Origin of the sequence: Micromonospora sp. LOL_025 (assembly GCF_048060285.1) — a bacterium.
Classification (GTDB): domain Bacteria; phylum Actinomycetota; class Actinomycetes; order Mycobacteriales; family Micromonosporaceae; genus Micromonospora.
This window is the reverse complement of record NZ_JBHMIR010000002.1, coordinates 127197-141326: the sequence shown is the minus strand read 5'-3', so window position 1 is coordinate 141326 and position 14130 is coordinate 127197. Positions and strand designations below refer to the sequence as shown.

The following is a 14130-nucleotide window of genomic DNA, read 5'->3' as shown; positions in this document are numbered from 1 at the left end:
AATGCGCCGCGCTGTTTCTTCGGTCACGGTCGCCCTCGGCTTGCTGGGGGCGACCGTGGCGTGTACCGGAGTCGCCCTGGCGGCGGCGCCCGCCTCGGCCGCGTCCCCGCTCGCGGCCGCCCCCGGCAAGAAGCGCTGCACGGTCACCGACGAGCGGCTGCGTGAGCTGTCGGGCCTGGTGGCCACCAAGAGCGGCTACATCGTGATCAACGACGGCACCGAGGTGGAGAGCCGCAAGCGGGTCTTCTTCCTCGACGCCAAGTGCGGGATCTCGAAGGAGCCGGTCCGCTACTCGGGTCAGGGGCCGTTCGACACCGAGGACCTGGCGCTCTCCCCGGACGGCACGACGGTCTGGATCGCCGACACCGGTGACAACGTCACCAGCCGGGAGCGTCGCGAGCGCGTGGCGCTGTGGAGCATGCCGGTCAACGGCTCCAAGCGGCCCCAGCTGCACCGCCTCTCCTACCCCGAGGGCAAGCCGCACGACGCCGAGGCGCTGCTCATCGGCGACGACGGCAACCCGTTGATCATCACCAAGGTGATGTCCGGCAAGGCCCAGATCTTCACTCCCGCCGAGAAGATGAAGAGCGGGGACACCCCTGCCGTACCGATGAAGAAGGTCGGCGAGATCAGCCTGCCGGAGACCGACACGGACAACCGGCTCGGCGCCCCCGGCCGCGTCGCGATCACCGGCGCGGCCCGGTCCCCCGACGGCTCCCGGGTGGTGGTGCGCACCTACGCCGACGCCTTCGAGTACGACGTGACCGACGGGAACGTCGTGGCGGCCCTGACCGGCGGCAAGCCCCGGGTGACGGCGCTCGCCGACCCGTTCGGTGAGGCGATCACCTACAGTCCCGACGGCAAGACCTTTCTGACCGTCTCCGACGGGGGCCAGCTCGACGAGGACGCCCCGATCGACATCCTCGGCTACACGCCCTCCTCGGAGGGCGCGAAGCCGATGGCCGGCGGGGGCGACGCCCCGAAGAAGGCCAGCCAGTCCTGGGTCGACGGCCTGAGCCTGAGCGACATCACGTACCTGATCGCGGCCGTGGGGGTGATCGGCGCGCTGATGGTGGCCGCCGGTGTCTTCGGCATCCTCCGGTCCCGGCGCAAGCCGGCGCCTCCCCGCGGCGACGACGGCCCGGACCGCGACGACGTCCTCGCCGACGACCGGCGCGGGCCGGCGGACGACGGCATCCGTCCGCCGGGCGACCGGGGTCGGGGCGGCGTCTACGGCGGTGCGCCGGCGGCCGGCGTCTGCGGCGGCCCGGCCGGTGGGCGCGGCGGTCCCGCGCCGGCCGGCGGCGGGGGACCCGGCGGCGCCCGTCCGGCCGGTGGCGGCGTCTACGGTGGCGCCCGTCCGGCTGCTGGCGGCGGCGTCTACGGCGGCGGTCGCCCGCCCGTCGACGGGCCGCCCGGCCTGGGCGGGCCGCCGCCCGGTGGCGGCGGACGGCAGGGCGGCGGCGGTGGCCGTCAGGGTGGTGGTGGTCGCCAGGGTGGTGGTGGCCGTCAGGGTGGCGGTCGCCCCGGTGCCGGCGTCTACGGTGGCGGGGGACAGCCGGGCGGCGTCTACGGCGGTGGCCGGGCGGAGCCGCCGCGGCGGGGCGACGAACCGGACCCCCGTGGCCAGCGGCGGTCCCGCCGACGTGACGACGGCCCCGACGACGGTCGCGGCTACGGTCACGTGCCCGGCGGCGGCCGGGGCTACCGGGGCGACCGTTACTGAGGCGTCAGGCCTGCCGGACGCGGCGAGGGACGCTCAGGCCCCGAGGACGCTCCGGCCCTGTGACTGAGCGGCAGCGGCGCCCCGGGTGACCGCCGAGGGCGGCCACCCGGCGCGGTGGCGGATCAGATGCGGCGCAGCACCGCGACGACCCGGCCCATGATGGTGGCGTCGTCGCCGGGGATCGGGTCGAAGGCAGGGTTCTGCGGCATGAGCCAGACGTGCCCGTCGCGGCGGCGGTAGGTCTTCACGGTCGCCTCGCCGTCGAGCATGGCGGCGACGATGTCGCCGGCCTCGGCGGTCGGCTGCTGCCGGACCACGACCCAGTCGCCGTCGCAGATCGCCGCGTCCAGCATCGAGTCGCCCTTGACCTGGAGCATGAAGACCTCGCCCTCACCCACCAGCTCGCGGGGGAGGGGGAAGATGTCCTCCACGGCCTGCTCGGCCAGGATCGGGCCACCGGCCGCGATCCGGCCCAGCATCGGCACGTAGGCCGGGGCGGGGCGCTGCGAGCGGGCCATTTCCTCGTCGACGTCGGCGGGCGCCCGGACGTCCACGGCGCGCGGCCGGTTGGGGTCGCGGCGCAGGAAGCCCTTCTTCTCCAGCTCCTTGAGCTGGTAGGCGACGCTGGACGGCGAGACCAGGCCGACGGCCTCGCCGATCTCGCGCACGCTCGGCGGGTAGCCGTGCCGCTCGACCCAGGTGCGGATGAACTCCAGGATCCGGCGCTGCCGGGCGGTGAGATCCACCGTCGCGGGGTCGGGAAAGGCGCTGACCACCGGGGTGACCGGGCGCACGGCAGGCTGCCCCGTCCGGCTGCGCGCGGCGCCCCGGCGTCGGGTGGCCGGCGGTCCCGCCTCGGTGATCTGCTGCGGGCTCTTCGGCCGGCTGGCCCGATCCTCGGTCACGTCCGTCCTCCCTGGTCGGCGCTGGGTGCCTTGGCGGCTCGTGGTGCGTGCGGTGGTGCAAGCTGACCGGTGGACGGAGGATTCCGCGCCCGGTTGTTCAAGACCGTATAGGTGAGATCGGTCATTTTCAAACATCTGTACGACCTTGCTCGGCGTGTCGGGGTGAAAAACCGCCTCGCTCGTACTCGCGTTCTGATAAATGGTACGCCGGGTCGAACGGGTGTTCGACTTTCGCCCGATCGTCGGCCGTTTCGCCCCGGCCGGACCGGTAACCCGCGGGGGCGTCGGACGGTTGGTCCTCCGGCGGGCGGCGGTGCCGGTTCGCCCCGGGCGTCGGGTGACGCGCCGGACACGCCGGCCAACTTGACCTCCGATCCGCAGCGGCCTACGGTCGACCCCTAGATGTAGTAGTCACACGGGCGTAAGTCGCCTACAGGTTGGGTTCGACTACCGACCGCACTCCGGCACCGTCGACACGGCGAAGCCCATCGGCAGATGGCTCCGTCGCGCTGACGCGTGCCCGGGAAGCGGCCGGCGGGCCCGCGATCGACGAAGGAGGTCGGGTGCGATGCGGTGTCCGTACTGCCGACACGCCGACTCCCGGGTGGTCGACTCGCGGGAGGCCGACGACGGCCAGTTGATCCGCCGGCGGCGATCCTGCCCGGAGTGCGGCAAGCGGTTCACCACCGTAGAGGAGGCGGTCCTCGCGGTCGTCAAGCGCAGCGGGGTCACCGAGCCGTTCAGCCGCACGAAGATCGTCGGCGGGGTGCGCAAGGCGTGCCAGGGCCGGCCGGTCGACGACGACTCGCTCGCGCTGCTGGCGCAGAAGGTCGAGGAGACCGTCCGGGCCAAGGGGGCCGCCGAGATCCCCAGCCACGAGGTGGGGCTGGCGATCCTGGGCCCGCTGCGGGACCTGGACGAGGTCGCCTACATGCGGTTCGCCAGCGTCTACCGGTCGTTCGACTCGCTCGCCGACTTCGAGCGCGAGATCGAGACGCTGCGGGCCGCCGCGCGCGCCCGGGAGGGCGCCGGGGCCGACGCGGCCGAGGCCGCCGGCCGTACCAGTTGAAGTTTCTCTTGCAGGTGATGACAGTCGGATCGGGCGGCGGGTGGCCGTGCGGACGAGGGGGCGGATGAGATGTCGGGGGACGGTGTGACAACCAGCAGGGCACGCAACAAGGCCGGCGCGGGGCTCAAGATCGAGCGGGTCTGGACGACCGAGGGGGTGCACCCCTACGACGAGGTCGCCTGGGAGCGCCGCGACATCGTCATGACGAACTGGCGGGACGGCTCGGTCAACTTCGAGCAGCGCGGCGTCGAGTTCCCGGAGTCGTGGAGCGTCAACGCGGCGAACATCGTGACCACCAAGTACTTCCGGGGCGCCGTGGGCACCCCGGAACGGGAGTGGTCGCTGCGGCAGCTGATCGACCGGGTGGTCACCACCTACCGCACGGCGGGTGAGGAGTACGGCTACTTCGCCGGCCCGGCCGACGCCGAGATCTTCGCCCACGAGCTGACCTGGATGCTGCTGCACCAGGTGTTCAGCTTCAACTCGCCCGTCTGGTTCAACGTCGGCACGCCCTCGCCGCAGCAGGTCAGCGCCTGCTTCATCCTGGCCGTCGACGACTCGATGGACTCCATCCTGGACTGGTACAAGGAGGAGGGGCTGATCTTCAAGGGCGGCTCCGGCTCCGGCGTGAACCTGTCCCGGATCCGCTCCTCCCGCGAGCTGCTCTCCTCCGGCGGCAACGCCTCCGGCCCGGTCAGCTTCATGCGCGGCGCGGACGCCTCCGCCGGCACCATCAAGTCCGGCGGCGCCACCCGGCGCGCGGCCAAGATGGTCATCCTCGACGTGGACCACCCGGACATCCAGGAGTTCGTGGTCACCAAGGCGCGCGAGGAGGACAAGATCCGCGCGCTGCGCGACGCCGGGTTCGACATGGACCTCGGCGGCGCCGACATCGTCAGCGTGCAGTACCAGAACGCCAACAACTCCGTCCGGGTCTCCGACGAGTTCATGACCGCGGTGGAGAACGGCGGCGGCTTCGACCTGCGCGGCCGGCTCGACGGCGCGGTGATCGAGACCATCGACGCCAAGAACCTGTTCCGCGCCATCTCCCAGGCCGCCTGGGAGTGCGCCGACCCCGGCCTGCAGTACGACGACACCATCAACGACTGGCACACCTGCCCGGAGACCGGGCGGATCACCGCGTCGAACCCGTGCTCGGAGTACCTGCACCTGGACAACTCCTCGTGCAACCTGGCCTCGCTCAACCTGATGAAGTTCCTCCGCGCCGACGGTGGCTTCGAGGTGGAGAAGTTCGTCCGGTCCGTCGAGTTCGTCATCACCGCGATGGACATCTCGATCTGCTTCGCCGACTTCCCGACCGAGAAGATCGGTGAGACGTCCCGCGCCTACCGGCAGCTGGGCATCGGCTACGCCAACCTGGGCGCCCTGCTGATGGCCTCCGGCCTGCCCTACGACTCGGAGCAGGGCCGCTCGGTCGCCGCGGCGATCACCTCGCTGATGACCGGCACCGCCTACCGCCGCTCGGCCGAGCTGGCCGGCGTCGTCGGCCCGTACGACGGCTACGCCCGCAACGCCGAGCCGCACAAGCGGGTCATGCGCAAGCACGCCGCCGCCAACGACGAGATCAAGCCCTCGGGCACCGTGGCCACCGCGATCGTCCGCGAGGCGACGAAGCAGTGGACCCAGGGCAACAAGCTCGGTGACAAGTTCGGCTGGCGCAACGCGCAGGCGAGCGTCCTCGCGCCGACCGGCACCATCGGCTTCATGATGGACTGCGACACGACCGGCGTGGAGCCGGACCTGGCGCTGGTCAAGTTCAAGAAGCTGGTCGGCGGCGGCTCGATGCAGATCGTCAACCAGACCGTGCCGCGCGCCCTGCGCAGCCTCGGCTACCCCGAGGAGCAGGTCGAGGCGATCGTCGAGCACATCGCCGACCAGGGCCACGTGGTCGACGCCCCGGGCCTGAAGCCGGAGCACTACGCGGTCTTCGACTGCGCGATGGGTGAGCGGTCCATCGCCCCGATGGGTCACGTGCGGATGATGGCGGCCGTCCAGCCGTTCGTCTCCGGCGCCATCTCCAAGACGGTCAACATGCCGGAGCAGGCGACCGTCGAGGACGTCGAGAAGATCTACTTCGAGGGCTGGAAGCTGGGCCTCAAGGCGCTGGCGATCTACCGCGACAACTGCAAGGTCGGCCAGCCGCTGTCGGTGGCGAAGTCCAACAAGGCCACCGAGGCCGCCCCCGCCGAGGTGGAGAAGGTGGTCGAGAAGGTCGTCGAGTACCGCCCGGTGCGCAAGCGCCTGCCGAAGAAGCGCCCGTCCCAGACGGTCAGCTTCTCCGTCGGCGGCGCCGAGGGCTACCTCACCGCCTCGTCCTACCCGGACGACGGCCTCGGCGAGGTCTTCCTCAAGATGTCGAAGCAGGGCTCGACCCTGGCCGGCGTGATGGACGCCTTCTCGGTGGCCATCTCCATCGGTCTCCAGTACGGCGTCCCGCTGGAGACGTACGTCAGCAAGTTCACCAACATGCGCTTCGAGCCGGCCGGCATGACCGACGACCCGGACGTGCGGATGGCCGCCTCGGTGATGGACTACATCTTCCGACGCCTGGCGCTGGACTTCCTGCCGTACGAGCGCCGCGCGGAACTGGGCATCTTCACCGCCAGCGAGCGGGCCGCCCAGCTGCGGGCCGAGGCGGAGGCGGAGGCGAGCGGTGCGGACCTCACCGCGATGGCCGCCTCCGCCCCGGTCGAGGCGCCGACCGAGCCGAAGACCGGCCCGGTCGCCCAGCCGGCGCAGGAGACCGCCGACGTGGCCGCCGCCAAGCCGGCGCCGTCCGTGGGTTCCAGCACCGAACTGCTGGAGGCCGTGATCGGCAAGGCCGCCGACGCGCCGCTCTGCTTCACCTGCGGTACGAAGATGCGCCCGGCCGGTAGCTGCTACGTCTGCGAGGGCTGCGGCTCCACCAGCGGTTGCAGCTGACGTCCGACTACGACGAGCCCCGGGTGTTCCGACGCCCGGGGCTCGTCGCATCTCTGGCCCAGCGATACGGGTCTCGCCGGCCCGGCCCGGAGGACGCGGTTTCGTAGGTCCGCGCGTCGAGCCGCGATCATGGGGAGATGACGATCGCCGGGACGTACGCCGAGTTCGGCATCCGGGAGGCGCGCGGCGTGTCGCCGACGTACGAGCGACTCTCCCTCGCCGTCTCCCGCGACGACGGGTTGCTGACCCTCCTCGCCGCGCTCCCGCCGGCCCGGCGGCAGCCGAACCTGCTGTTCGGCGTCGTACGGCTGCTCGGCGGGCCGGTCGACGATCCGGCGGCCTTCCGCGACTTCGCGCTGGCGAACTGGCCGGCGATCGAGGCGGAGCTGCGCACCCGCGCGACCCAGACGAACGAGCCCGGGCGGTGTGCCGTACTGCTGCCGGTGCTCGCCGCGTTGCCGCAGCCGCTGGCGCTGCTGGAGGTCGGCGCGTCCGCCGGGCTCTGCCTCTACCCCGACCGGTACGCCTACCGCTACGGTGACCACGCGCTCGGCGCGGGCGACCCGGTCCTCGGATGCGCGGCCACCGGCCTGGCCCCGCCGGACCGGCTACCGGAGGTGGTGTGGCGGGCCGGCCTGGACCTGAATCCGCTGCGGGTGACCGATCCGACGGACGTCGCCTGGCTCGACGCTCTCATCTGGCCGGAGCACACGCACCGCCGCGCCCGGCTGCGGGCCGCCGCGGCCGTCGCCACGTCCGACCCGCCGCTGCTCGCGCGCGGTGACCTGGTGGACGACCTGCCCGCGCTGGCCGCGCGGGCGCCGGTGGGCGCGACGCTGGTGGTGTTCCACACCTCCGTGCTCTACCAGGTGCCGGCACCGCGCCGGGCGGCGTTCGCCGACGTGGTACGTCGCCTGCCCGGCCACTGGATCTCCAACGAGTCCCCGGACGTGCTGCCCCACGACGCGCTGCCGGAGCCGCCGGACGAGGCGCTGTACAACGTGCTCGCGCTGGACGGTCGGCCACTCGCCTGGACGCGCTCGCACGGGCAGGCGATGACCTGGTTCGGCTGACCCGGCCGGGCTGCCGTGCCGGAGAACGGCACGGCAGCCCGGCGTACGTCAGTGCTGCTTCTGCTGGCAGGGCACGCAGAAGCGGGCGTGCGGCAGCACCTCCAGGCGCTCCCGGGGGATCGCGGCGGAGCACCGCTCGCAGGTGCCGTAGCGGCCCTCGGCGAGGCGGCGCAGCGCCCCGCTGATCTGCTCGATGCTCTGCCGGGTGGCGGCGATCAGCGCGCTCTGGGTGTGCGCCTCGCCCGGGTCGCCGGTGTCGGCGGTGAGCTGCGTCAGCCGGACGGTCTGCGCCTCGAAGTCGTTGGTCAGTGTCGTACGCAGGTCGTCGAGCCACTTCTGCTCGCTGGACTGGGTGGGCGTGGTCATGGGCGTAGCTCCTTCGGGAAAAAGAAAAAGGGCCGAAGCTGGATAGCTTCGCCCTGGTGGCCGTTCGCAAGAGTTGCAACCGGTTCACGGAGGGCCACGTCCGGCGGGGCTCGGCAGTCGGGAGGCGACCGAGCCGGCGCACGACGGCGCGACCGCGGATCGCACCACCCGGGTCGCCACGTTCACCCGCGAGGCACACCGGCAGGCAGCAGCGGGCGCCGCCGTCACCACGACGGCGGTGCTGCTCTGCTGACCGGTCGAACACATGCAGCCACCATAGGCCGGCCGGATCGGAAAGCCAACGTGCTTCCGTACGCCCGAGGATCGGCCGGTGCCCCGGCTCACCCTCCGTTCGGAACGTGTGACCTGCGGCACCGGCCGGTCACGCCGCCGGCAGGTCCCGCATCCGTCGCAGCGGGGAGAGGACGACGAAGAGCGAGGCGCTCCACGTGCCGAGCACGCAGATCCACAGCGCCGGCCGCAGCCCGAGCTGGCTGGCGAGCGTGCCGCCGGTGAGCGCGCCCAACGGGATCACGCCGAAGCAGACCCAGAGGAACGCCGCGTTCACCCGGCCGAGCAGGGCGGGCGGGGTGATCCGCTGCCGGTAGGTCATGGCGGCCACGTTGTAGAGCACCACGTTGGCGGAGAACGCGGCCATGCCGATGCCGTAGAGCAGCACGCCCCAACCGGGCTGCGCCAGGGGCATCAGCAGGTAGAGCGGGCCCGGGGCGGCCATCGCCACCCAGATCACCCGGGCCGAGCCGAGCCACGCGGTCAACCGGTCGGCGAACGCGCCGACGACGAGGCCGCCCACGGCGCTGACCGAGTAGACCAGCCCGACCAGGGCCGGCGGCGCGTGCAACTCCTGGAGGAGGAAGACCACCTCGATCGAGCCGGACGCCATGACGAAGAAGTTCGAGGTGGTGGTGCAGGCGAGGATGCTGCGCAGGATCGGCTGGCGGCGGATGAAGCCCAGCCCCTCGGTCATCTCCACCCGCAGCGGCACCCGCTCGCGGCGTGGCGCGGGCTCGGCCGGCGTCTCCCGGATCAGCAGCAGGGTCAACCCGCTCACGGCGAAGGCGACGGCGGTGACGACGAACGTCCTCGCGGCGCCGACCAGCCCGACCAGCACGCCGCCGATCGTCGGGCCGACGAGCTCGGCGGAGTCCTGGCCGACGGTGAGCTTCGCGTTGGCGTCCACGAGGCGGTCCGACGGCACCAGCCTCGGCAGCATGCTCTTGTGGGCCACCGTGAACATGACGGTGAGCACGCCGCTGAGCCCGACCACCGCGTACAGGAAGCCGAGGGTGAGCCGACCGGCCAGGGCGACCACCGGCACCGACAGCAGCAGCGCCGCCCGGCCCAGGTCGCAGACGACCATCAGCCGCCGCTGGTCGACCCGGTCGGCGAGGATCCCGGCCGGCAGCGAGAAGATCAGGTACGGCAGCCAGGCGAGCGCGGTCAGCAGCGCGACCTGGAAGACGCTGGCGTCGAGCGTGCCGACGGCGAGCAGCGGCACCGCCACGCTGGAGACCCGCGTGCCCAGCTCGCTGACCGTCTGCCCGGCCAGCAGCAGCCCGAAGTTGCGGCTGCGCAGCAGCGAGGGCCGTTTCGGGGCGGCACCTCCGACGGGCGGGCTCGCCTGCTGCGTCACGTCGGGTCCCCGATGCCGGTCGACGAGGGTCCCGGGGAGGCCGCCGAGATCCCGGGGGCCGACATCCGACGCGGGCGCCCGGCCCGTCGATGGTCCATCCGGTCAGCCTGCCGGCCCCGCCCGGATCGGCGCCACTGGTTATCCGACGCGTCGGTTCGCGGCTCTTCGAGCGCGTGCGCGATCCGGCGGCGGGCGGGTGCGTCCCGGGAGCGGCGACGAACGTGTGCGGATCCGGGAGCGGGCGGCGTCGTGTGCGGGATCCGGCGGCGTCGGGGGCGCGGGCGGCGAGCGCGTCTCTAGACTGCGCCGGTGACCGGAGAGCGACGACCGCTGGCGGACCGGCCGCTGACCGAGCCGCACCCGTCCCGGCTGCCGCCGCAGCACCCGGACCGGGAGCGGATCCTGGCCGCGCACGCCGCCGCCCTGACCGCCGGTGAGGCCGGCTACCTCGACCCGGCCACCGGTCTCTTCGTGCTCAGCGCGGGCTTCCTGGCCCGGCGTGGCACCTGCTGCGGGCGCGGCTGTCGGCACTGCCCGTACGTCGACGACTGACACGGCCGCGACGGCATGCACCGGATCGCGGTTACCGACGGCTACCTGGGCCTTATTTCTGTCCGTATTTGGACCTTTGGTGGAAGCAGTTTGTAGTCGGGTATTTACGAGTCGGGTAGAGGATCTTTAAAGTTCGCTCGCTGTCGTGCGGGTGATTCGGGGACCTCGTGGTCGTGTCGTGGAAGCATCGTGCCTTCGTCTGGCTGACTTCCGTCGGTGTCGGTGTGTCAGGCACCGGGCTCGTGGTGGCCCCGCAGGCCGCCGCCACACCCGTCCCGACGCCGCAGCGGGAATGCGGGAGCGCCGAGGCGCCGGACGAGACGGCGGCAGCCAGACTGGCGGCCGCCTGTGGCCGGCCGGTCGAGGTGCTCAGCGAGCGCACGGAGTACGCGCAGGTCACCGTCGCCCCGGACGGCGTCCGCAAGCTGGTCGCGGCGGTCGCACCCCAGCGGGTACGCCGGGCGGACGGTTCCTGGGCGGCCATCGATCCCAGCCTGCGTCAGCGGGGAGACAAGCTGGTTCCGAGCGCGACCCTGGCCGACGTGTCGTTCTCCACCGGCGGCACGGGTCCGCTCGTGAGTTGGCGGGAGGCCGGTTCGACCTTCACCCTCGACTGGCCGCTGGGACCGTTGCCGAGGCCTCGGGTGAGCGGCCCCACCGCCACGTACCCGGCGGTGCTGAAGGACGTCAACCTGCACGTCACCGCGACCGCCGAGGGTTACACGCACGTGGTGGAGGTGCTCACCCCCGAGGCCGCCGCACAGCCGGCGATCAAAGCGTTGCGCTACCGCACCGGCGGTGACATGAGGATCGCCCAGGACGCCGGTGGCGCCATGAGGTTGGTGACCGCCGCAGGGGTCACGGTCGCCACGTCCGCACCGGCCCGGATGTGGGACTCCTCCGCCGACCCGGCCCGGGCCGGCGAGGTGCTGCCGGCCGTGGCGGCAGCGCGGCTGGAGACTCCGCCGGGCGAAAGGGCCACCGCACCGAATCGGCGGTGACCTCGCGAAGCGCGAAGGTGCGCGTGGCTGCGTCGGGCGCCCAGTTCACCGTCACCCCCGACGCCGGACTGATGGCCGACCCGGGGCTGACCTATCCGATCTACATCGATCCGCAGTTCGAGAAGTTGCGGACGAAGTGGGCGTACTCCACCAGCAACGGCGAGAACAACGACACCACCGTGGCCCGGGTGGGACGCCAGCCGCACCCCGAGGGCGGCAACGGTGAGCGTTACCGCTCCTACTACGACTTCAACGTGTCGGGCCTGAAGGGCAAGCAGATCCTGGGCGGGACGATCCGGGTCACGCTCGACCACTCGTACTCCTGCGATCCGACCTGGGTCTACGCCTACCGGACGAACGCCATCACGGTCTCCGGCGGCGGCCGGATGGCCTGGACCACCCGGCCGCTGCCCGCGACCTACCTCGACTCGTGGGAGGGCAACGCGAACGAGGCGGGCGGCTGCGGGGTGATCCAGCCGGACGACGACGCGGAGTTCTCCAGCACCACCGTCGTCACGGACCTCCAGCACGCCGCCACCAATGCCTGGCCCGTGTACACGGTCGGCCTGTGCGCCTGCAATCCGTCGAATGTGGGTGAGGACTTCGAGAGCCGGTGGAAGAAGTTCTACACCGACAAGGCGTGGCTCGAGGTCACCTACAACTCCAAGCCGGCCGTGCCGACCGGCCTCACCACGTCCGGCCAGGCGTGCGGTGCGACGATCGGCACCGCCTCACCGGTGCTGAAGGCGTTCTACGGCGACGCCGACGGGGCCACCGACAGCCTGGTGGGCTACTTCCAGTACCGGCTGAAGGGCACCACGACGGTCACGGCGAGAACGGGACAGACCAAGCCGGGCAACAACTACGGCGAATCGGGCGTCATCAGCCTCGGGGCCACCTCGGAGGGCAAGACCTACGAGTGGCGGGTGCAGACCAGGGACAGGGCGGGCCAGTACTCGGATTGGGCGGCCTGGTGCAGCTTCACGGTGGACGTCTCCAAGCCGCTGCCTCCGACGGTGACCTCGACGGCGTACCCGGACGACGGCTCGTCGCACGGCGGCCCGGGAGTCTCGGGGTCCTTCACCTTCGGCGCCGGTTCGCAGGACGCGGTGAAGTACGTGTACGGCTGGGCCGGGCAGACGACCCCTCTGACGACGGTGACCGTGGCCGCCGGCGCGCCGCACACGGTGACCCTGACGCCACGGCGGTTCGGGTACAACGTGCTGGAGGTCTACAGCGTCGACAACGCCGGGAAGCACAGTGACACCACCGGACACCGGTTCCTCGTGAACGGTCCCTCCGCGCCGCTCGCGCACTGGCCACTCGACACCATCGACGGCCACAACTTCTCTGACGTGATCAACCAGGTGCAACTGACGCCCAGCGGCACCGTGAGCTGGGCGGCCAACAGCCGGATCCACCACGAGTCGACTCCAGCGTTCACCAACAACTCGTACCTCTCCACCAGCGGCGTTCCGCTCGACACGAGCAAGTCGTTCAGTGTCTCGGCATGGGTGCGGATGGCAGACGCGGATCCGAGTGACCAGGAACCGGACCTCCCCACCAGCACCTGGACGGCAGTCAGCAAGTCAGGCGCCAGCCTGAGTGCCTTCTACCTCGGCTACCGCGTCCACAACGGCGAGCCGAAGTGGTCCTTCACCCTTCCTGATGCCGACTCCGACCAGGGTCCCAACTGGCTACACGTCGTGTCCTCGGCCTCCGTCGCCCCTCGGCAGGTCGGCAAGTGGACCCACCTCGCGGGCTCCTTCGACGCCGCAACCGGACAGGTGGAGCTTTACGTCAACGGGAACCTCGCAGGGTCCGCCGTACGATCGGTGGCCGGGTGGGCAGGCGGGGGTCCACTGGTCGTCGGGGCTGCGCAGTACAAGGTGCCCGGCGGCGGCCCGTACATGCTCACCTACTGGTCGGGCGGCCTCACCGATGTTCGCCTGTGGAATCGCGCCCTCACCATGGACGATCTGAGGGGCACCGACGCCAGCGCCGAGGCGGGTACGAACGCGATACCCGGGATCCTGGCGCCGGTGCAGGTGGCGAACTGGGACTTCAGCGGAGGGCTTTCCTCGGGATGCGCGTCTCCGGTGAGTTCCAGCTACTGGAGTCAGTCGCTGGACCTGCACGGATGCACCGACCCGTACTCCGACGGACAGAACGCCGGCTTCACCGGCGACGCGCACGACGACAACGACTCCCTCTGGCTGAATCACCCGCAGCCCGACGGCTACGGCGCGGCAACCACAAAGACCGGTCACGCCGCTGCGAGTGGACCCGTCGTCAACACGGGACAGTCCCTGACCGTGTCGGCCTGGGTCCGCATCGATTCCCTCAACGGCAAGGAACAGGTTGTCGTGCGACAGGGAAGAAACCAGCTCGATGAAGGCTCGGTCGCACTCTATGTGGCGGCGAGCAACAGGTGGGCCTTCTCTGTGCTGACACCGTCCGCGACGGGTGCACCGGTGTGGTCGGCAGCGTGGGCGGATTCACTGGAGCAGACCAAACCCGGTGAGTGGACACATGTCACCGGTGTGTTCGATGCGAGTGCGGGAGAAGTCCGCCTCTACCTCAACGGGGTGCGACAGCAACAGGTGGCGACGGGTGTCGACGGCGGCGTCTCCTCTGAGCCGTTCCATGTCGGAGCCGGTCACACGACCTGGGGACATCTCGCGGGGAACCTGGATCAGATCAAGGTCTACGCGGGTGCCATGTCGGACCGCGAGGTCGCCGCACTCCACGAAGGTCTCTGAGCACGCGAGACCCATTCCGGAAGCGGCATGAAACCTCGCACCCAAGAAGCCCAGACCACTGCCCACCCCTCACGGCGGA

Annotated in this window: 10 protein-coding genes; 7 read left to right on the top strand and 3 right to left on the bottom strand. The window is 71.4% G+C overall.

What is annotated here, in order from left to right:
- Position 1: 1 nt before the first annotated feature.
- Entirely contained in the window at positions 2–1726 is a 1725-nt protein-coding gene (locus ACFHW0_RS03375; RefSeq protein WP_416605392.1) for a hypothetical protein, read from the top strand.
- A 122-nt stretch (positions 1727–1848) separates the two neighbouring features.
- On the opposite strand, the gene lexA is transcribed toward ACFHW0_RS03375, so the two are convergent.
- Positions 1849–2631 carry a transcriptional repressor LexA gene (gene lexA / locus ACFHW0_RS03370; RefSeq protein WP_416605391.1) on the bottom strand — a complete coding sequence of 261 codons (783 nt, stop codon included), beginning with the start codon at positions 2629–2631 and terminating at the stop codon, positions 1849–1851.
- A 568-nt stretch (positions 2632–3199) separates the two neighbouring features.
- Between lexA and nrdR the strand changes: the two genes are divergently transcribed.
- From nrdR to ACFHW0_RS03355, 3 genes are all read left to right on the top strand, one after another.
- Positions 3200–3700: a transcriptional regulator NrdR gene (gene nrdR, locus ACFHW0_RS03365; RefSeq protein ID WP_132232964.1), complete on the top strand. Its 501-nt coding sequence runs from the start codon at positions 3200–3202 to the stop codon at positions 3698–3700.
- Positions 3701–3769: 69 nt separating this feature from the next.
- Positions 3770–6643, top strand: a complete 2874-nt coding sequence (locus ACFHW0_RS03360) for a vitamin B12-dependent ribonucleotide reductase (protein ID WP_416605389.1) — start codon at positions 3770–3772, stop codon at positions 6641–6643.
- 137 nt (positions 6644–6780) lie between these two features.
- Entirely contained in the window at positions 6781–7716 is a 936-nt protein-coding gene (locus ACFHW0_RS03355) for a DUF2332 domain-containing protein (protein ID WP_416605388.1), read from the top strand.
- A 48-nt stretch (positions 7717–7764) separates the two neighbouring features.
- Here the strand turns inward: ACFHW0_RS03355 and ACFHW0_RS03350 are convergent, their stop codons facing one another.
- Both ACFHW0_RS03350 and ACFHW0_RS03345 read right to left on the bottom strand, forming a co-directional pair.
- Positions 7765–8082: a TraR/DksA family transcriptional regulator gene (locus ACFHW0_RS03350; protein ID WP_366638568.1), complete on the bottom strand. Its 318-nt coding sequence runs from the start codon at positions 8080–8082 to the stop codon at positions 7765–7767.
- A gap of 382 nt (positions 8083–8464) precedes the next feature.
- A complete protein-coding gene (locus ACFHW0_RS03345) occupies positions 8465–9736 on the bottom strand; it encodes an MFS transporter (protein ID WP_416605387.1) in 1272 nt (423 codons plus the stop codon).
- Positions 9737–10045: 309 nt separating this feature from the next.
- Between ACFHW0_RS03345 and ACFHW0_RS03340 the strand changes: the two genes are divergently transcribed.
- The 3 genes from ACFHW0_RS03340 (at position 10046) to ACFHW0_RS03330 (ending at position 14051) form a co-directional block, all read left to right on the top strand.
- Positions 10046–10288 carry a DUF5522 domain-containing protein gene (locus ACFHW0_RS03340; RefSeq protein ID WP_089001409.1) on the top strand — a complete coding sequence of 81 codons (243 nt, stop codon included), beginning with the start codon at positions 10046–10048 and terminating at the stop codon, positions 10286–10288.
- A gap of 224 nt (positions 10289–10512) precedes the next feature.
- Positions 10513–11289 (top strand): hypothetical protein, encoded by a 777-nt coding sequence (locus ACFHW0_RS03335; RefSeq protein ID WP_416605386.1) that lies wholly within the window; start codon positions 10513–10515, stop codon positions 11287–11289.
- Positions 11286–14051, top strand: coding sequence for a LamG domain-containing protein (locus tag ACFHW0_RS03330; protein ID WP_416605385.1), 2766 nt, complete (start codon positions 11286–11288; stop codon positions 14049–14051). Before ACFHW0_RS03335 ends, ACFHW0_RS03330 begins: the two co-directional genes overlap by 4 nt.
- The last annotated feature ends 79 nt before the right edge of the window (positions 14052–14130 follow it).